Here is a 19,941-nt window from a genome sequence, read left to right as displayed (position 1 = left end):
GAGGTTCCCGTCTCAGGGATATTTAGGACGGGAAGATGGATTAGGTGGAGATGAATAGAGTATAAATCTTCTAGCCATAAGGGCTACAGAAATCATATAAGTCTGATTTTACTCCACTTTAAACAACGTCTTACAGCGCAAAGTAGAGGAAGTTCAAAAATCCAATGAAAAAGAGGATTGATATTGTGATTACGAAAAGTTTTTATTTCACTCATTCAACAGGGGATTGTATTAAAATATTTGAAATCCCTGTCCTACAGGCACAGCATCCATTATCGTTTCTAATTCAGTCTCGTCTTCAATTATTTATTGCAAAAATTCAAAAACAAAAACATCCAAGATTTTCATATTCTTTCCGTGAATATTTACAAAATTGTTTGAAGTGGAATGATTATTTAAATGTATATAAAACAAATACTCTTGAAAAAAATGCATGATATAGAGTAGAGACAGGGTTAGGAGCTCTGTCTTTTTCATTTTAGATATAAAAATATAATTAATTTGATGAAATTTCGTTCCAAATTGTTGAAAGCAATGGGAATACTAGTATAATAACAAGGAGAGCGTATTGGAAAGGGAAGAATATAATATGCAAAAAATTAAAATTGTAACAGATTCAACAGCAGATTTATCACAAGAGGTAATCGAGAAGTATGACATTCATGTTCTACCATTATCAATCTCTGTAAATGGACAAACATATTTAGATCGCGTTGATCTACAACCAGATGAATTTATTGAAGAAATGCTTAAATCAGAGGAACTACCAAAAACATCACAACCAGCAATGGGTACATTTGTAGAAATGTATGACAAGTTAGGTGAAGATGGAAGCGAAGTACTTTCCATTCATATGACAAGTGGAATGAGTGGTACTGTAGCAACTGCAAATAGTGCTGCATCAATGACCGATACAAAAGTAACAGTTGTTGATTCTCAATTTATTACACATGCTTTAGCATATCAAGTAATTGAAGCTGCAAAAATGGCAAATGAAGGACGCTCACTAGAAGAAATTTTAAAACGTGTAGATGAAGTAAGAAAGAATACTCGTTTATATGTAGTAGTAGATACATTAGAAAACTTAGTGAAGGGTGGACGTATCGGTAAAGGAAAAGCGTTTATCGGTTCGCTACTTAATATAAAGCCAATTGCTAGTCTTGAAGACGGTGTTTATAATCCTGTAACGAAAGTTCGTAGCCAAGGCCAAATTGTAAAAACATTAGCTAAGTTATTTGAGCAAGATACAGCTGGAAAAGTTGTAAAGGCTGTTGCAATTCCGCATGCGAAAGCAATTCCTTTAGCTGAAAGTATGAAAGCGGCGGTTGAAAAAGTGAGTGGGTTTGCTCAATCAGAAATTTTCTATACTACGCCTATAATTAGTACTCATACAGGTCCAGGTGCAATCGGATTTATGTATTTAGCAGAGTAATAAAAAAGCTACTTGAAAATATATTTCAAGTAGCTTTTTTATGTAAATAGAAAGTAAGAAATAAGAAGAGCTATACAGGCACTACCGCTAATGATATAGCGAGTCTGTAAATATTCATTCATAGATAACACCCTTTATCCTGCTATTTGCGGACAGTAAAACTCCCACCTCAAAATTTAGCTGGAGCAAAGAGGTTAGGTGGCGGGCTGTCCGTAAAAGCCCGATTGGTGAAGGTTAATAATCAGTGGGGATAAAGAAACTCCCACTGATTAAAGTTTCATTATAGGATTTTCTATATTATATGTTGGATATAGAAAATCAGTCGTTACGTTACACATGTAAAGTTTCAATTTTTTCATTTACTTGCTTATCATTTGTTGCGTTACTATAAATAAAAGTTTGGCCTAAAAAGAGTACATGCAGTTGTTCCCATGGTAACATGCGCAAATTCCAATTATTTCGAAGTCTAGTTATTGCTTCACGAGGTGTTTCATCGGCGAGTGCAAAAGCTCCGTAATGCATCGGTATAAAATGCGTAGCGTTTAAATCTAAATAAGCTTGCACAGCTTCTTCGGGTGAAACATGAGATACTTTCATAAACCATTCTGGTTCATAAGCGCCAATGGGCATAAGAGCAATATCAATTAAAAAGCGTTCACCGATTTCTTTGAAACCTTGGAAATAGCCACTGTCGCCACAAAAATATATGGTTTCCATAGTCGTTTCATTATCAATAATCCATCCGCCCCAGTGAGACGTATTCATATCAAATAAGAATCTTCTCGTCCAGTGCTGAGCAGGTACGAAGTGAAAAGAAACTTCGTTAATTATCGTACTTTCCCACCATTTATACTCTTCTACATGTTTAAATTTCTTACGAGTAAATAATTTTTTTAATCCGATAGGTACAAGATATAGAACATCATCATTCAACTGACGAAGAGTTGAAAAATCTAAATGATCATAATGACCATGTGAAATAAGGACAATATCAATTTTAGGCAGTGCTTCTATAGAGAGTCCAGGTTCTGTAAGTCTTGTAACTAGCTTTAATTTATTGGCCCATACTGGATCTGTTAATATATTAAGTCCATTCGTTTGGATAAGAAAAGTAGAATGCCCAATCCATGTGACAGTCGTTTTTTTTACATTACTTTGCAAAAATGCACTTTGTTTAACGGGTGATTGTTCTACTAAGAAAGAAAAATCTTTTTTGTTTTGCTTTCGTTCTTTACGCCAGCGTAAAAAAGAGCGAATTGATTTTTTTGTACTAACATTATCCATATTTTCATAGCGCTTTGCCATGAACATCACCTCATTTACAATCGTTGTATTTGTATTGTACCGAAATGTTGTTAAGGAATACAGTGTAAAACATGGATTAATGTTTAAGGAATTGTTAAAAAATAGGGAGAGGTATTTACAAAAGTAACAATAAAATTAGTTTTATCAATTCTATTTATAGAAATAATAGTAAAAAATATATTTTGTCTAGTAATTCGCTTGAAATAAAGAAGTAACATACGTAAATTCGTACGATTTCGTGAACAAATGTAGTAAACAATTTTCTCGTAGTGTTAACTTTTGTTATTATAAACATAACCTATTTAAATTTAGGATAGAGAAAAGAGGTTTATAAATGAAGCGTTATCAAAAAATAATTGGTCTTATGGTTGTATTTTGTCTCTTTGTACTTGCTGGATGTAGTGAATCAGGTTCAAAGCTTCGTAAACCATTAAATTGGGATTTAGAAACTTTCCAATTTACAAATCAAGATGGAAAGCAATTTGGTACAAAAGATTTAAAAGGGAAAGTTTGGGTTGCAGATTTTATGTTCACAAATTGTCAAACAGTTTGTCCACCAATGACTGCAAATATGGCCAAGCTGCAAAAGATGGCAAAAGAAGAGAAGATAGACGTTCAGTTTGTTTCATTTAGTGTAGATCCAGACCTTGATAAGCCGGAAAATCTGAAAGCTTTTATTCAAAAGTTTACAGAGGATACTAGTAACTGGAATTTATTAACGGGATATTCGTTAGAAGATATTACGAAGTTTTCAAAAGATAATTTCCAATCACTTGTAGATAAGCCGGAGAATGGTCAGGTCATGCATGGTACATCATTTTATTTAATTGATCAAAACGGAAAAGTAATGAAAAAGTATAGTGGAATTAGTAATACGCCATATGAAGACATTATACGTGATATGAAGCGATTAGTGGATTAAAAATAAGGGTGCTATGCACCCTTATTTTTTTTTGCATTAGTCTATGGATAAAATGTCATGTTGTTGGGGAAGTTTCGGCGCCCGAATTTCTAATACGCCGTTTTGATAAGAAGCTTTTGCTGCTTTTTTATTAATTGAATACGGCAACTTAATCAATCTTGATGCTTCTGAAATGGAACGTTCCCGGCGATAATAGTTATGGGATGTTTCTTCTTCTTCTTCGAGTATCTCTTCTTTTACAGAGACTTTTAAGTATTCACTTTGTATTTCAATTTGAATTTGCTCTTTTTGTATACCTGGTAGTTCAGCTGTAACAACGAGTTCTTCACCAACTTCATATAAATCTACAGGGAATGTTAATAAACGGTTTCCTTTTTGGAAAAAATGATTTAAATCAGCGATTACATTGCGAAGAGGTGTTTGCTCGAAGAAATCATCAATTTGCTTTAAGTAATTACGAACCGGTGGGCGAGAAGAATCTTTTTTTTCTTCACTCATGGTATTCCCTCCTAGAAATCAATTTGCAATATCATATGACAAAAGCGGAGAAAGGTGAGTGCCTAGTTTTCATGTTTTCATAAAAAATTGTTAAAAATGTGAAATGGAGTGATTTTTTTATAGTTTTTGGTCGCCATATTCAGTTGATTATGCTAGTATAAATAGGGTTGATATAGTAGTATAGAAACAGAATGAAAACCGAAAGAGGGTAAGAAGTATGTGTGGTTTTGTAGGATGTTTATGTGAAAACCCTAGAGAGTTTTCAGAAACAGAAAAACATCAATTTGAAAATATGAACACGATGATTTTCCACCGTGGTCCAGATGACGAAGGATATTTTCGTGATGAACATGTACAATTTGGCTTCCGCCGTTTAAGTATCATTGACTTAGAGGCAGGACATCAGCCGCTAACTTATGAAAATGATCGATATGTAATTATTTTTAATGGTGAAATTTACAACTATGTAGAATTACGTGAAATGTTACTTGAAAAAGGTGCAACGTTTGCAACACAATCTGATACAGAAGTTATCATTGCATTGTATGCACATATGAAAGAAAAATGTGTAGACTATCTTCGTGGTATGTTTGCATTTATGATTTGGGATCGTGAAGAGAAGAAACTTTTCGGTGCACGTGACCACTTCGGTATTAAACCTTTATACGTCGCACAACAAGGTGATACTACATTCTTCGCATCTGAGAAGAAAAGTATTATGCATGTGATGGAAGATAAAGGAGTTAATCCAACGTCACTACAACATTACTTTACGTACCAATATGGTCCAGAGCCAGAAACATTAACAATTGATGTTAATAAAATTGAGCCTGGTCATTATTTCGTAAAAGAAATCGGTAAAGAGATGGAGATTCATCGCTACTGGAAACCTTATTTCAATGCTTCAAGCGCAACGAAAGAGGAGCATATCCAAGCAATTCGTGATGTGTTATACGATTCAGTAAAAGTGCATATGCGCAGTGATGTACCAGTAGGTTCATTCTTATCTGGTGGTATCGATTCATCTATTATCGCTTCTATCGCAAGAGAAATGAATCCAAATCTTTTAACATTCTCTATTGGTTTTGAACAACGTGGTTTCAGTGAAGTTGATGTTGCCAAAGAAACTGCTGAGAAATTAGGCGTTAAAAACCATAACGTATTCATTTCAGCGAAAGAGTTTATGGATGAGTTCCCAAAAATCATTTGGCATATGGATGATCCTTTAGCAGATCCAGCAGCTGTACCATTGTACTTCGTTGCAAAAGAAGCACGTAAGCATGTAACAGTTGTTCTTTCAGGTGAAGGTGCAGACGAGCTATTTGGTGGTTATAACATTTATCGTGAGCCAAACTCACTAAAAATGTTCTCTTACATTCCTAGCCCAGGTAAGAGCGTTCTAAAAGCATTAAGTGGTGCTCTTAAAGAAGGATTTAAAGGTAAGAGCTTCCTAGAGCGTGGATGTACGCCAATTGAAGAGCGTTACTATGGAAACGCGAAAATCTTCCGTGAAGAAGAAAAAGTTGAATTAATGAAGTATTACAATGAAAGTGTTAACTATATGGATATCACGAAACCATTGTATAACGAGATTAAAGATTATGATGATGTAAGCAAAATGCAGTACATTGACATGTTCACATGGTTACGTGGTGACATTTTATTAAAAGCTGATAAAATGACAATGGCAAACTCATTAGAACTTCGTGTACCGTTCTTAGATAAAGAAGTATTCGATGTTGCATCTAAAATTCCAACTGAATTTAAGATTGCTAACGGAACTACGAAAGCTATTTTACGTGAAGCAGCACGCGGAATCGTTCCAGATCACGTATTAGATCGTAAAAAACTTGGATTCCCAGTACCAATTCGTCACTGGTTAAAAGACGAAATGCATGATTGGGCTATCAATATTATAAACGAGAGTAAAACAGAGCATTTAATCGACAAACAGTATGTATTAAACTTACTGGAAGCACATTGTGCAGATAAAGGCGATTATAGCCGTAAAATTTGGACTGTCCTTGCGTTTATGGTATGGCACCAAATTTATGTTGAGCATAAATACGATACGAATAAGTTCCATGAAGAAACAAAACGTGCGTATAGCTTAGTTTAATTAGAAAAACCTTAAGATCGCATACGGTCTTAAGGTTTTTTTCATAAATAGGAAGTATTATTGATACAATAATAGTAAAAGGATGGACAACATATGATTACGTTTGAGAAAGTTACCGTAGAAAATGAAAGCGTTGTTAAAGAAATGTTTAAATCGCATAGTTTAGGTGAGAAAAAGGTACAGTACTGTGTGAAAGTTGATGATACATATATTGGTGTAATAGATTATAGTGTTCAAGAGGAACGAGCTGTTTTATCACAGCTAATTATTCATTTTGATTACCAAGGTTACGGTTATGGTGCAAATACGTATTTTACATTTGAAGAAATGATGAAACAAAGAAATGTGAAAGAAATAAAAGTGCTACAAGAGGAATTAACAGAAAAGGCGAAGTCTTTCATAGAGAGTTTTGGTTTTACTTCAGAAGATGAAGAGTATGTAAAAAAAATATAACGATGATTACTTATGCGATAAAATAAATATAAGGCAGGTGGATGTATGACGATGACTTCTGGTCTTGTATTAATTGGAGGGTGCTTTATAGTAGCAGAATTATGTCATATACTCATTCGGAAAAGAATGAGTAAGAAAAAAAAGCCGTATGAATTACAATACGTCCCTGTCTTTTTCATTATGTTTTGTATGCTTAGTACATTACAAAATCTAATGAACTTTCCACCACTTGTGAATGTTTTTTTAAAGTTCGGTTTACTTTATAGTGGTGCTGGAATAATACTTTTATTTATTTTATTTTGCATACGTTATGCTCACTATCAATCGTATATATTTATTTTAAATTGGTTAAAGCAAGATGATAGAAAACGCCTTACATAAGGCGTTTTTTTTATTTGTAATTGTAACAGAACTTGTACATTTCACATAAAATAGGACGAGTAGCAATGCAAACATATTACAAGAAAGGGGCGGGGCAATAAAATGAAACTTGTTATAGACGCAGGGCACGGTGGATATGATTCTGGTGCTGTTGGTAATGGTTTAGTAGAAAAAAACTTAACACTTCAAATTGCTAGACGCGTTCGAGACATTTTAACGGTAAATTACCCAATTACAATTAAAATGACACGTGATAGTGATGTGTTTATTTCTTTATCGGAACGTGCTAATATTGCCAATGCTTTTGGTGCGGATTATTTTATTTCATTTCATATTAATAGCGGCGGGGGTACAGGTTTTGAAAGCTATATTTATAATGCGTTATCCAACAGCAGCACTGCATATGCAAAGCAACAAAAGATGCATACAGCAGTAAATCCTGTATTAACAAAATACGGTCTTCGTGATCGAGGAGCAAAAAAAGAAAATTATGCGGTATTAAGAGAAACCGCAATGGATGCAATTTTAACTGAGACTGCCTTTATTGATACAACGTTTGATGCAAATTTATTAAAAAATCCACAATTTATTGAAGATCTAAGTCAAGCGTATGCGAATGGAATAGCGGCTATTTTTGGAGTAGCTCCAAATCCACAACCTCCTAACCCACAACCGACACCTCAAACGAAGGGAATCGCTTATATCCTTGGGAAAAATGTAAATTTAAGAAATGGTCCATCAACTTCTTCCTCAGTTATTCGTCAATTAAATTCTCCAGAATCTTACGTTGTATATCAGGAAAGTAACGGATGGTTAGATTTGGGGAATGGACAATGGGTGTATAATGATCCTTCTTACATTAATTTTGTAAAGACAAGTAATAGTGATGGAAGTCCGATTGGGGTTGCATATATACAAGGGATGAATGTAAATTTAAGAAGTGGTCCATCAACTACATCTGCAGTTATCCGCCAATTAAATTCTCCAGAATCTTATTTAGTATATATAAATGAAAATGGTTGGTTAAACCTTGGTGGAAATCAGTGGGTATATAATGATCCATCGTATATTAAGTATACTCAATATTAGCAATTAAAATGATAATGCAATATGGATGCGTATCTTTGTTATGTATAACAAAGATACGCATTTTAATAACAACATTTATTTTCATACTTATGCACTATGTTTTAAAAAGAAACATTAGAAAAGCGGATAGAATCTAAACAGTATATATTAAAAAAGTTTTCTGATATACATTGACAATGTATGTAGGATACATTAATCTTTAATTGTTAATGATAATCGATTTCATCTAGGGAGGACATATGATACATACTAAAAAACTAATTATGTTCTGCATTATGATACTCATGCTTGTAATTGCAGGATGTAGTAAAGAAGAGAAAAAGGAAAATGATATATCAGCGAAAGCAAAAGATTCATATACGGTAAAGCATGCAATGGGTGAAACGACAGTAAATGGTACACCTAAAAAAGTTGTTGTTTTAACAAATGAAGGTGCAGAGGCTCTTCTAGCTGTGGGCGTAACGCCAGTGGGGACTACGAAACCACGTGCTGGTGATGAATGGTATCCTCATGTAGCGAAAGAGTTAAAAAATACGGAAGTTGTAGGAACTGAACGTGATATTAATTTAGAAGCAGTAATGAAGCTTAAGCCAGATTTAATTATCGGAAATAAAATGCGTCACGAAAAAATATATAATCAGCTAAAAGAAATCGCACCAACTGTTTATGCAGAAACATTACGCGGTGATTGGAAAGAAAACTTTACGCTTTATACAAAAGCTGTAAATAAAGAAAAAGAAGGGCAAAAAGCTCTTGATGATTATAAAAAACGTATTGAAGGAATGAAAGAGAAGTTAGGCGATAAATTGAATTCTAAAGTTTCTATTATTCGTTTCGTGCCAGGTGATGTTCGTATTTATCAAAAAAACTCATTCTCGGGAGTTGTTTTAAATGATATTGGATTTAAACGACCACCATTACAAGATAAAGATGATTTTGCGATAAAAGGAATTACAAAAGAGCAAATTCCAAATATGGACGGAGACTACTTATTCTATTTCACGTCTGATAAAGATGCAGATAAGAATAATGAAGGAAATTCGTTAGCAAAGGAATGGACAGAAGATCCACTCTTTAAGCAACTACAGGCTTCTAAAAATAATAAAGTATTCCAAGTAGATGAGGTAATCTGGAATACAGCAGGCGGTATTAAAGCTGCGAACCTTATGTTAGATGATATTGAAAAATATTTCCTTAAATAAATGATAAAATACATCACTTTTACGAAGTGATGTATTTTTTTGTGAAAATACAGAAAATTCCTTCTTTCGAGGTGACATAAGTTGTACAATAAAATCAATCATGTGATAAAGGAGTGGGGAAGAATGAAAGCTACTCATAAAGATTGGATCTTGTTTAATGGGAGAATGATTAATACGAAGGAAGAACAGCCGATGGTCGCATTAGAAGAGCGCGGTTTCCAATTTGGTGATGGTATTTATGAAGTATTTAGACTATACGATGGCAAGCCTCATTTATTAGATTTACATTTAGAACGATTCTTTAACTCTATGGCAGAAATAAAACTAATTCCACCATTTACGAAGGAAGAATTAGTAGAAGAGTTATATCAAATGATTGAAAAAAATCAATTTCAAGAAGATGGGAATGTATATTTACAAATATCAAGAGGTGCACAACCGCGCAATCATGTATATGAATCAGATTTACAACCGACATATTTTGCAAATCTTGTTTCGTTTCCAAGACCAGTTGCTTCAATGGAGGCAGGGATTAAGGTAACAGTAGAAGAGGACATCAGGTGGAAGTTTTGCCATATAAAATCTTTAAATTTGCTTCCTAATATTATGATCAAAAACAAAATAAATGAACAAGGATATCAAGAAGCAATATTAGTACGGGATGGCATTGTGACTGAAGGGTGTCATTCCAATTTCTTTATTGTGAAAAATAATAAGTTAATTACACATCCAGCGGATCATTTCATTTTACATGGTATTACACGTCACTACGTGATTACATTAGCGACAGAGTTACATATCGAAGTAGAAGAACGAGAGTTTTCATTACAAGAAGTATATGAAGCTGATGAGTGCTTCTTTACAGCGACGCCACTTGAAATATTCCCAGTCGTTCAAATTGGTGATGAACAGTTTGGAGCTGGTGAAAGAGGACCAATTACGAAAAAATTACAAGCTGCATATGAAGAGAGTATTCGTTTGTTTAAAGTGACAAATTAATCATGAAGAAAAAAGCTGGTATTCTTCCGGCTTTTTTTCATGATATAATTCAAGCATAGGACAAGTTTTGAAAACGCTGTAAAAAGGGGATTTAATATATGAATTATGAAGATTTTAAAGAAGTAATTCACGGAAGACGAAGTGTTAGAAAGTTTAAAGATCAAGAAGTATCTACTAATGATATAAAAGAAATAATTGATTGTGCGCGTTACGCACCGAGTGATACGAATTCACAAACGTGGGAATTCTTAGTTATCATGAATCGAGAGAAGATTAAAGAAATTGAACAAATGACATGGGATGCATTACATAAACTTGCGGCAAAAGCAGCAGAAAATGGAGAAGAGAAAGCAGGGAAATTACTTACACGTTCTTTCGGACCATATGCAACAGCTTTCTCGGAGGCACCAGTATTAATCGTATGTTTGGCAACACCATATGAATCAAAGTTCCGTGAAAAGATATTTGATCCAATTGCTTTTGTTCCAGATTCAGTTTGGGAAGAAGAAGGGATTAAGAGTAGCTGTTTAGCGGCACAAAACTTAATGTTAGCTGCACATGCAAAGGGACTTGGTACTTGTCCAATGACAGGGCCAGTATTGCTAGCTCAAGATGAACTGCGCCAATATTTACAAATTGAGCCTGAAAAACAAATAAATATGGTTATTTCACTAGGATTTCCGAAAGATAAGCCAAAAAAACTTCCAAGAAAAGAAGTAGAAGAAATCACAACATTTGTTTTTTAAAGTGCTACATAGAAAAGACATTGGACATATCAATGTCTTTTTATTTTTGAGGGGGTATTATATCGATTTGTTGGGCTAAAATGATAAATAAGAAGGAATTACTATTTATTTCATAAAAAAAATTAATGTTCTATTAAGGAAAGTATGATACATTAATCGTGAGCAAGCTTCTATATGTTCATAAAAGTTTTAAAAGTTGTCTTAAAATTTAAAAGTTATTTTTGTATAATAAATTATAATCAAATGACAGGGGGGATGAATTTTGAAAAAATTCATAATCACTGGATTGTCTGTATTGTTATTAGTAGGTTGCGGTGCTCCACAGGAAAAAGAGGACGCGCAATCAAAACAGGAAGAACAAGTTGTAAACGCAAGTGATGAGAATATGGTTGTATTTCCTGAAGGTGCAATGTCAATTGGAGAAGGGAAAGTAAAAGTTATTACTCCAGATGGTACTTCTGAAAATGGCAATATACCGACTGTATTCATTAAAAAGGATACTTTAATTCAGCAAGTTGAATTAGAACTTTCTAATTTTCAAAGTGATAAAGAAACCTTCATATTTGTAGATCAAATGTATACAGATAGACATCAAGTAACTAGTACAACGCAGACAACAGTACAATTAAAAGAAAAGACGCTTGAAACAGGTAGTCATACGATTACTGCAGTTCAGTATGAAAACAATGACCCGAAAGGAAAGGTTATTAGTTTTAATCAAGCAACATTTGAGACAAAGCCTGCGTCTTAATAAGAATAAAAAGTACATTACTTAAAAAAGTAGTGTGCTTTTTTATTTGGACTAGAGTGTGCAAGAGTGAATAACTTGTTTCGTTTTCTAATACGATTAAATAGGAAGAAATCACTTGCTACTACTATGACAGAGAAAGAGGTTGAAGATGTGAATCGGTGTATTCGTATCGTCTTGATTAGTATAATGATGGCAGTAATTTGGTTTACGATACAAGAGGTGATTCAAATTACGTTTAATTACCAAATTCATGACTTAGTAATAGGAGCTAGTTGTTTTACCATTGTGTATCTATTATATCCCGCATTAATGGGCAGTAAGACCTCGCCTTAAAAATCGGTATATGTGAGGAGATTAGGTGGGAGATCAACTGTCCGATTGGTTTAACTAATAATCATTGGAGATGAACAAACTCTCCAATGATTAAAGTTTCACTTTATGATAAACTCGAATTAAGGTGAGTTTTACAAGAAAAATGTAGGTATTTCATTTGAAATGTCGAATAGTACATACGATGTCGTAATAACAAATTTTCTATTGTTTACTGTGAAACAGAAGAAGGAGAGATAGTAGTTATGAAACGAGCTCTTATTAATATTGATTATACATATGATTTTGTAGCGGAAAAAGGTGCTTTAACTTGCGGAAAACCAGGTCAAGAAATTGAGAAGGAAATTGTACATATAACGACGCAATATATTGAAAATGGAGATTACGTTGTCTTTGCGATTGATAAACATGAAAAAAATGATGTATATCATCCAGAATCAAAATTATTCCCACCCCATAATATAGCTGGTACAAGTGGAAGAGATTTGTTTGGGGAATTACAAGATGTATACGAAACATATAAAAATGCTGAAAATGTATATTACATGGATAAAACACGATATAGTGCATTTGCAGGAACCGACTTAGAAATGAAGTTAAGAGAAAGAGGAATAGAAGAAGTTCATCTTGTAGGTGTTTGTACTGATATTTGTGTTCTTCACACAGCAGTAGACGCTTATAATAAAGGATTTAAAATTGTTGTTTATGAAAAGGCAGTTGCATCTTTTAATGCGCAAGGGCATGAATTTGCACTTGGACATTTTAAATCTTGTTTACATGCAGAAGTGAAATAAAAGAGGCCTTTAAAAAGGTCTCTTTTTTGCGTTTAAACTGAGACGACATTTTGTTCAATTAATTTTTTTATGAATGGGCTAATATTTTGTGGTAGCTCATTTAAATTAAAAAATTGTACATGTAATGATTCGACTCCATCAGCTTTTAGCAAGCCACCTGTAATATCTTTGCAAAGGTAAGCAATTGTTATAGGGTAAAATTCATCTCCGTTCGTTAATTTCACAAAAAATTATTTACCTGAAAATACAGTTGCTAGCTGAAGTGTACCAATTTCGATTCCGGTTTCTTCAAGTACTTCTCGTTTTCCAGCTGCTTCTATAGATTCACCAAGTTCTACAAAACCTCCTGGAACGCCCCACATGCCATTTCGCCTTTGTTGTAGTAGTATTTGTCCTTGTTCATTGAAAACAGCTACCGCAACGCCTGCTAAATTAAGCGGTCTTGATCCAACAACGTCTCTTAGTTCTTCAATATATCCCATTGCTTGCAACCTCCGTGAGTAATAATATTTTCAAATGAACTATTCGATATTATGTAAATGTTTTCCTTTTATTTGGATGGGTAGTGTAGTCTTAAAGTAAAGTCATAAAAAAATTCAATTGTCAGCTCCCTTTAGGTTATGAAAAAGGGTATATTTATAGAAGAATGTCTAATGAATTTTAAAAATATAGCAGCTTTGTATAGAATTTTTATTAGTTAAGGAAGTGGATGAATGAGCTTATTAACGTATACTGAAGAATTTTTTAATTATGTAAGGGAGTTTTTACTTTTAAGATTTTTACTATTTGCTTTAGTTTTAATCATTATTTCATTTGTAATAAATCGTATTATTGATTGGTTTTTTAGGAAATCAAGCTTTTTTGATGAAGAGGTAGAGCAGACGATTCAAAGTGTAATTCGATCTATTTTTAGATATATCATTATCATCAGTCTTATCATATATTTAATTAGCCAATTTGTAGATATAAAAAGTATTATTGCAGGTGCAGGGATAGCTGGAGTTGTCATCGGTTTTGCAGCACAACAGATGCTAAAAGATGTTATATTAGGCTTTGCAAGATTAGCGGACAAAGAGTTCCGAGTTGGTGATTTTGTAACTTTTAACGGAACAAATTCAGGAACTATTGAAGAGATTAGTATTCGTTTTATGCAAATACGTGAATGGTCAGGAAAACTACTTACCATCCCGCACGGAGAGATTAGAACGATACAAAATTTTAATAAAGGATGGATGCGTGTAATTGAACGCATCACGGTAAGTTATCAGGAAGATCCAACAAGAGTGAAGGAATTGTTAGAAGAAGTATGTGTTATATGCAATGAAAAATTGAATCAAACTCTTTATAGAGTAGAGGATGACGCTGTTGAACCATTTAAATACGTCGGTGTTACAGACTTAAATCCTAACTTGAAATATGTTGGCTATGAATTTTGTATTACAGGTTTAATAAAGCCAGAAGATTATTTTGAAACTTCTAGACAAGTAAGATTTGAATTAATGTCTATGTTTCATAAGAATCAAGTGCAAATGCCAGCAGCGAATATGGTTGTTACTACTGAAGGTTTACAGCATATCCATGGTGGACAATCTTTATCGGAAAGCTAAAGTAGAATCGTTTGTTAACAAAAATTCTGATTCCAACATTGGATAGAATAACAATAATAAAATGATTGATATAAAGAAAGGGCTGAAGGGATTCGGTTCTTTTTTTATTTATAGAATTTAGAAATTTCTTAATGTTATAATTGTAGTTGGTGATGAGAATGAACTTTGAAGAAAAAGAGATGCATCGTTTAGAAGCATTAAAAGAAATTGCTGAATTATTAAATGAAGCAACAAACTTACAGGATATGTTAGAAAAAGTGTTGCATACATTGTTACAAGTAATGAATTTACAAACAGGGTGGATATTCTTTATTGATGAAAGTGGAAAGCATAGCATGCTTGTAGACGAAAATTTACCAGAGGCTCTTACGTGGCAAGAGAAGAAGCCGATGTGTGAAGGAAACTGTTGGTGTGTAGAACGTTTTGTGAATGGGAGATTAGAAAAAGCGACTAATATTATTGAATGTAAGCGAATAGAAGATGCAATTGAATGTAATTGGGGAGAGACAGAAGATGTTACACATCATGCGACAATTCCGCTTAGGTCTGGATCAGAAAAATTTGGTCTACTAAATGTGGCTGCGCCTCATAAGACTCATTTTTCAGAGGAAGAGTTAGCGTTATTAGAATCAATTGCATTTCAAATTGGAACAACAATACAACGTATTCAGTTAGTTGAGAAAGAACGTAAATATGTAGTGGTAGCGGAAAGAAATCGACTTGCACGTGATTTACATGATTCAGTAAAACAATTGTTATTTTCTATTATGCTAACAGCGAAAGGTACTTTGAATATGACGCAAGATAGAGAATTGCAAGAGATGTTAAGTTATATTGGAGAATTATCACAAGAAGCATTACAAGAGATGACTCTATTAATTTGGCAATTAAGACCTGAAGGATTAGAGAAAGGGTTAGCAGAAGCAATTCAAAATTACGGGAAGTTATTAGGAGTTCAAGTGGAAGTTCGAATTGATGGGATGGTTTCAATTGGGGATGAAATAGAAGAAGTTTTATGGCGTATTAGCCAAGAGGCGCTACATAATTGTAAAAAGCATGCTTCGTGTGAAAAGGTACATGTTCTTTTGAAAATAGAAAATAACCAGTTACATTTTTACATAGAAGATAATGGAATAGGATTTATACAAGAGCAAGTAAGGGAGTCAGCACTTGGCCTGAAAAGTATGAAGGAACGTATTCAGTTAATGAAGGGGTCGTTTCAAATTATAACAGAGCTGAGAAAGGGTACAAAAATAGAAATTCAATTGCCGATTTGAAGGGGAGAATAAGATTGAAGATTAAATTGCTACTAGTTGAGGATCATCATATCGTTCGAAGAGGACTTGTATTCTTTTTGAAAACGAGAGAAGAATTTGAAATTATTGGGGAAGCGGAAAATGGCGAAGAGACATTACATTTCGTGCAAAAAGAAAGACCGGATGTCGTACTAATGGATGTATCGATGCCGAAAATGGATGGAATTGAGGCAACAAAACGTCTAAAGCAATACGATGAGACGATAAAGGTACTTATATTAAGTAGTTTTTCAGAGCAAGATTATGTTATACCAGCACTTGAAGCTGGAGCAGATGGTTATCAATTAAAAGAAGTACAACCTGAGCAACTTGTCGCTTCTATTATTGCAGTACATCAAGGAAATGCGAATTTTCACCCGAAAGTAACACCTGCATTAATGGGGCGTACCGCAGTAAAGAAGGAAATAGAAAATCCTTTTTCAATGTTAACGAAAAGAGAGCAAGAGGTACTTCGCGAAATTGCGAAAGGAAGAAGCAACAAGGAGATTGCAGCAGAACTTCATATTACAGAACAAACTGTGAAAACACACGTTTCAAACGTTTTAGCTAAATTGGAAGTGGATGATCGTACGCAAGCCGCATTATACGCAGTGAAACATGGGGAGGATTATTCATAAGCATGAATAATTCTGTTATATCGTATGACAGAATACATAGGAGCAATTAAAATTTATAGTAATCCCTAATATAGGTTTTTCTTCTTTCAATAATTAGGTACAATAAAGTTAAACTAATCGGTTTTTACAGGATAAAGCTACGATAGAAGAGGAGGATATGCTATGCCTGGTACAAGGAGTGGGATTGGAAAGATTCAGGCTTCGTTAAATGGTTTATCACCGAAATTGCGAAGTATTGCCGAACATATTTTGAAACATCCACAAGATGTTGTACATAAATCTATTACAGAATTAGCTGAAGTTACGAGTAGTTCCGAAGCGACGATATTCCGCTTATGTAAACACCTTGGTTTGCAAGGTTTTCAAGATTTAAAGATTACATTAGCTCGTGAAATTGTACATACACCGATGCAAAATATTCATGAAGAGGTATCAGCAGAAGATAGTATGGTAACTGTTGCTAAAAAAGTTTTTCATTCGCATATTACAGGACTGCAAGATACTTTACATTTGCTAAATGAAACAGCACTTGAGCAGGCTGTACGAGCTTTGCAAGAAGCAAGTCGAATTGAGTTTTATGGAAATGGTGGCTCTGGTATTATTGCGATGGATGCGTATCATAAGTTTATGAGAACGGGTATTTCTTGTATCGCTCATACTGATTCGCATTTTCAAATTATGGGAGCAGGTTTACTCTCGGAAAATTCAGTTGTTATTGGCATTTCTCATTCTGGTAGCAATAAAGGATTACTTGAAGCGTTAGAAGTAGCGAAAGCAAGAGGGGCCAAAATTATTGCGATTACGAGCTATAAGAAATCAGCATTAAGTCAACTTGCTGATATTACGTTATATACATCAACACGTGAGACTGAGTTCCGCACAGAAGCAAGTTCATCACGATTAGCACAGTTAAGCTTATTAGATACTTTGTATGTAGGGTTGTCGTTGCAGCGACAAGAGGAAACGCTAAAAAATTTACAAAGTATACGTGAAACGATTTCGATGAAGCGAATATAAAAAAAGCTCTTCAAATGAAGTGCTTTCAGACTGTAGACAAACTATTTTTGGAGAGTTCAAATGCTAAAAAAAATAGTTTGTATCTTGTTTTATTGATAATTTATCCAATTATATTTATATATAGTGATTATTATATTAAAATTTACTATAGGCGAGGAAGGTGTCTTATGAAAATATCTGTTTATGTTGCAAGTGCATTTAGCAAGGATCATAAAGGCGGAAATAAAGCGGGAGTGGTATTTATTGAGAATACATTGACCACTACTCAAAAAATGGAAATAGCCAAACAACTGGGCTATGCGGAAACCGCATTTATATCAGAATCTGAAATTGCTGATTATAAATTTGAGTATTTTACACCAAAAGAAGAAGTTGATTTATGTGGTCATGCCACAATCGGATCTTTCACGATACTGATGCATTTAAATAAAAATTTCAAGAATCGCTATACGATTGAAACGAACAGCGGTGTTCTTACTATTACTATAAAAGATGACATCATATTCATGGAACAAAACAAACCGATATTCTATGATGTTGTATCTCCAAACGAGTTCATCGACTGTTTTGACATTAAAGATATAGACAATAATTACCCAATTCAAATTGTCTCCACGGGCTTAAAAGATATTTTAATTCCTATAAAAAGCGAAACACAATTACATGCGCTACAACCTAATTTTGAAAAAATTAAAGAAATCAGCAAGTATTATAATGTTGTCGGGATGCATCTATATACTTTTAATGACAATCGAATTATATGCAGAAATTTTGCTCCACTATACGACATTAATGAAGAAGCAGCGACTGGAACTTCAAACGGTGCATTAGCTTGCTACCTTTATGAACAGCACTACTTGCAAAAAGAAGTCTATGTATTTGAACAAGGTTATTCATTACACTTGCCTTCTGAAATATTAGTTAAATTAGCAACCAATAGCAAAAATAAAATAGAAAAAGTTTATGTTGGCGGTAAAGGCTATTACTGTGAAACTAAGTGTTTAAATATAGAAAATATTGAGTGAAGAGCTTTTTTATCGATGAGAAGTTTGTTACTTTATTTTCTTTTAGAAATGTATGACTTACTTATAGTCAGTGATAAACTCTCATTTTTAAAAATTTAAAATAAAGACCGATTTGTGTAATAATTCAAATATTGTTCATAATTTCACAAGCTGTTTATGAAGTGTCATGTTATGATGAAGATGTAATGATGATTGAACACTTAAATTTGGTACAATAACTAGCCAAAGTAGTGAGGAAAGTAGTTGTGAGATAAACTCATTAAAACGCTAAAACACTAAAGGGGAGATCACATATGAAAGCAGTAGTGGTTAATAAAAACAGCAAAGCAAACATCGAAGTGATTGAAAAAGAATTACGTCCGTTACGCTCAGGCGAAGCGTTAGTAGATGTAGAGTATTGTGGAGTTTGCCACACTGATTTACACGTTGCGAATCATGATTTTGGTAACACTGATGGCCGTATTCTTGGTCATGAGGGTGTAGGTATTGTTACGAAAATAGCTGATGATGTTAATTCGCTAAAGATAGGTGACCGTGTAAGTATTGCATGGATGTTCCAATCTTGTGGACGTTGTGAATATTGCGTAACTGGTAGAGAAACATTTTGCCGTGAAGTTAAAAACGCAGGTTATTCAGTAGATGGTGGTATGGCTGAACAATGTATCGTTACTGCTGATTATGCGGTAAAAGTACCAGAAGGATTAGATCCTGCTCAAGCATCATCAATTACATGTGCTGGTGTAACTACATATAAAGCTATTAAAGTATCAGATATTAAACCTGGTCAACCTATTGTAATCTATGGCTGCGGTGGATTAGGTAACTTAGCTATCCAATATGCTAAAAATGTATTTGGTGCAAAGGTAATCGCAGTAGACATTAATGACGACAAATTAGCCTTAGCGAAAGAAGTTGGTGCTGATATGACTATCAATCCAATTTCTCAAGGTCCTGCTGATAAAATTGTTCAAGAGGAGCTTGGTGGCGCTTATGCTGCGGTAGTAACAGCAGTCTCTAAAGTAGCCTTTAACTCAGCAGTTGATGCAGTACGTGCTTGCGGTAAAGTAGTTGCAGTAGGGCTACCAGTAGAAACAATGGACTTAAACATCCCGCGACTTGTACTGGATGGAATTGAAGTAGTTGGTTCTCTAGTGGGTACTCGTAAAGATTTGGAAGAGGCGTTTATGTTTGGGGCAGAAGGAAAAGTAGTGCCGGTTGTTCAAACTTGTTCGCTAGATAAAGTACAAAATGTATTCGAAGAAATGGAACAAGGTAGAATTCAAGGGCGTATGGTAATTGATTTTAAAAAACATAATTGTAATTGCAAATAATTCACTT

The 19,941-nt window shown here is 33.9% G+C and carries 21 protein-coding genes and 1 pseudogene; 19 read left to right on the top strand and 3 right to left on the bottom strand.

From position 1 onward, the window contains the following. Window positions 1-185: 185 nt before the first annotated feature. On the top strand, window positions 186-437 hold the full coding sequence (locus OXT04_RS10085) for a DUF2535 family protein (protein ID WP_000629012.1): 252 nt from the start codon (window positions 186-188) through the stop codon (window positions 435-437). A gap of 152 nt (window positions 438-589) precedes the next feature. Next, on the top strand, window positions 590-1,432 hold the full coding sequence (locus OXT04_RS10080; protein ID WP_021036079.1) for a DegV family protein: 843 nt from the start codon (window positions 590-592) through the stop codon (window positions 1,430-1,432). A 330-nt stretch (window positions 1,433-1,762) separates the two neighbouring features. On the opposite strand, the gene OXT04_RS10075 is transcribed toward OXT04_RS10080, so the two are convergent. Next, complete coding sequence (locus tag OXT04_RS10075; RefSeq protein ID WP_001129640.1) at window positions 1,763-2,737, bottom strand: MBL fold metallo-hydrolase; 975 nt, start codon at window positions 2,735-2,737, stop codon at window positions 1,763-1,765. A 334-nt stretch (window positions 2,738-3,071) separates the two neighbouring features. On the opposite strand from OXT04_RS10075, the gene OXT04_RS10070 reads away from it, so the two are divergent. Then, window positions 3,072-3,659: an SCO family protein gene (locus tag OXT04_RS10070; RefSeq protein ID WP_000833332.1), complete on the top strand. Its 588-nt coding sequence runs from the start codon at window positions 3,072-3,074 to the stop codon at window positions 3,657-3,659. A gap of 36 nt (window positions 3,660-3,695) precedes the next feature. On the opposite strand, the gene OXT04_RS10065 is transcribed toward OXT04_RS10070, so the two are convergent. Beyond that, on the bottom strand, window positions 3,696-4,157 hold the full coding sequence (locus OXT04_RS10065; RefSeq protein ID WP_001288086.1) for an Hsp20/alpha crystallin family protein: 462 nt from the start codon (window positions 4,155-4,157) through the stop codon (window positions 3,696-3,698). A gap of 217 nt (window positions 4,158-4,374) precedes the next feature. Here OXT04_RS10065 and asnB point away from each other — a divergent pair, with 217 nt between their 5' ends. The 10 genes from asnB (at window position 4,375) to OXT04_RS10015 (ending at window position 13,021) form a co-directional block, all read left to right on the top strand. Further along, window positions 4,375-6,276 (top strand): asparagine synthase (glutamine-hydrolyzing), encoded by a 1,902-nt coding sequence (asnB, locus tag OXT04_RS10060; protein WP_000333826.1) that lies wholly within the window; start codon window positions 4,375-4,377, stop codon window positions 6,274-6,276. Window positions 6,277-6,369: 93 nt separating this feature from the next. Continuing rightward, the gene (locus OXT04_RS10055) at window positions 6,370-6,729 is read left to right on the top strand and encodes a GNAT family N-acetyltransferase (protein WP_000627519.1); all 360 of its coding nucleotides are present in this window, start codon (window positions 6,370-6,372) and stop codon (window positions 6,727-6,729) included. A 51-nt stretch (window positions 6,730-6,780) separates the two neighbouring features. Further along, window positions 6,781-7,110 carry a hypothetical protein gene (locus OXT04_RS10050; protein WP_043924652.1) on the top strand — a complete coding sequence of 110 codons (330 nt, stop codon included), beginning with the start codon at window positions 6,781-6,783 and terminating at the stop codon, window positions 7,108-7,110. A gap of 102 nt (window positions 7,111-7,212) precedes the next feature. Continuing rightward, window positions 7,213-8,199, top strand: a complete 987-nt coding sequence (locus tag OXT04_RS10045; RefSeq protein ID WP_000779885.1) for an N-acetylmuramoyl-L-alanine amidase — start codon at window positions 7,213-7,215, stop codon at window positions 8,197-8,199. Window positions 8,200-8,438: 239 nt separating this feature from the next. Further along, window positions 8,439-9,401, top strand: a complete 963-nt coding sequence (locus OXT04_RS10040; RefSeq protein ID WP_098256944.1) for an ABC transporter substrate-binding protein — start codon at window positions 8,439-8,441, stop codon at window positions 9,399-9,401. 123 nt (window positions 9,402-9,524) lie between these two features. Then, on the top strand, window positions 9,525-10,400 hold the full coding sequence (gene dat / locus OXT04_RS10035; RefSeq protein WP_023521836.1) for a D-amino-acid transaminase: 876 nt from the start codon (window positions 9,525-9,527) through the stop codon (window positions 10,398-10,400). A gap of 98 nt (window positions 10,401-10,498) precedes the next feature. Then, window positions 10,499-11,146 carry a nitroreductase family protein gene (locus tag OXT04_RS10030; RefSeq protein ID WP_001105280.1) on the top strand — a complete coding sequence of 216 codons (648 nt, stop codon included), beginning with the start codon at window positions 10,499-10,501 and terminating at the stop codon, window positions 11,144-11,146. 262 nt (window positions 11,147-11,408) lie between these two features. Beyond that, the gene (locus tag OXT04_RS10025; RefSeq protein ID WP_000713495.1) at window positions 11,409-11,897 is read left to right on the top strand and encodes a putative periplasmic lipoprotein; all 489 of its coding nucleotides are present in this window, start codon (window positions 11,409-11,411) and stop codon (window positions 11,895-11,897) included. A gap of 126 nt (window positions 11,898-12,023) precedes the next feature. Beyond that, on the top strand, window positions 12,024-12,230 hold the full coding sequence (locus OXT04_RS10020; protein WP_015406474.1) for a hypothetical protein: 207 nt from the start codon (window positions 12,024-12,026) through the stop codon (window positions 12,228-12,230). A 242-nt stretch (window positions 12,231-12,472) separates the two neighbouring features. After that, complete coding sequence (locus OXT04_RS10015; protein WP_000816771.1) at window positions 12,473-13,021, top strand: cysteine hydrolase family protein; 549 nt, start codon at window positions 12,473-12,475, stop codon at window positions 13,019-13,021. A 32-nt stretch (window positions 13,022-13,053) separates the two neighbouring features. On the opposite strand, the pseudogene OXT04_RS29720 reads toward OXT04_RS10015, so the two are convergent. Further along, window positions 13,054-13,503: pseudogene (locus OXT04_RS29720) on the bottom strand (NUDIX hydrolase). A gap of 231 nt (window positions 13,504-13,734) precedes the next feature. Here OXT04_RS29720 and OXT04_RS10005 point away from each other — a divergent pair. The 6 genes from OXT04_RS10005 to adhP all read left to right on the top strand — a co-directional run bounded on the left by OXT04_RS10005 (window position 13,735) and on the right by adhP (window position 19,934). Further along, complete coding sequence (locus tag OXT04_RS10005; RefSeq protein ID WP_000055430.1) at window positions 13,735-14,628, top strand: mechanosensitive ion channel family protein; 894 nt, start codon at window positions 13,735-13,737, stop codon at window positions 14,626-14,628. Between the two features lie 158 nt (window positions 14,629-14,786). Continuing rightward, complete coding sequence (casK, locus tag OXT04_RS10000) at window positions 14,787-15,905, top strand: two-component system sensor histidine kinase CasK (RefSeq protein WP_001008460.1); 1,119 nt, start codon at window positions 14,787-14,789, stop codon at window positions 15,903-15,905. Between the two features lie 14 nt (window positions 15,906-15,919). Further along, complete coding sequence (gene casR, locus OXT04_RS09995; RefSeq protein ID WP_098256943.1) at window positions 15,920-16,561, top strand: two-component system response regulator CasR; 642 nt, start codon at window positions 15,920-15,922, stop codon at window positions 16,559-16,561. Window positions 16,562-16,723: 162 nt separating this feature from the next. Continuing rightward, on the top strand, window positions 16,724-17,578 hold the full coding sequence (locus OXT04_RS09990) for a MurR/RpiR family transcriptional regulator (protein WP_001119652.1): 855 nt from the start codon (window positions 16,724-16,726) through the stop codon (window positions 17,576-17,578). Between the two features lie 167 nt (window positions 17,579-17,745). Next, window positions 17,746-18,603, top strand: a complete 858-nt coding sequence (locus OXT04_RS09985; RefSeq protein ID WP_097987479.1) for a PhzF family phenazine biosynthesis protein — start codon at window positions 17,746-17,748, stop codon at window positions 18,601-18,603. Between the two features lie 293 nt (window positions 18,604-18,896). Further along, complete coding sequence (gene adhP / locus OXT04_RS09980) at window positions 18,897-19,934, top strand: alcohol dehydrogenase AdhP (protein ID WP_098256942.1); 1,038 nt, start codon at window positions 18,897-18,899, stop codon at window positions 19,932-19,934. Window positions 19,935-19,941 lie beyond the last annotated feature (7 nt).

Source organism: Bacillus sp. GC_Bacil_1, assembly GCF_026540675.1.
GTDB classification, from domain to species: Bacteria; Bacillota; Bacilli; order Bacillales; family Bacillaceae_G; genus Bacillus_A; species Bacillus_A cereus.
The sequence above is the reverse complement of the archived record's forward strand: the minus strand, read 5'-3'. Positions and strand labels throughout refer to the sequence as shown.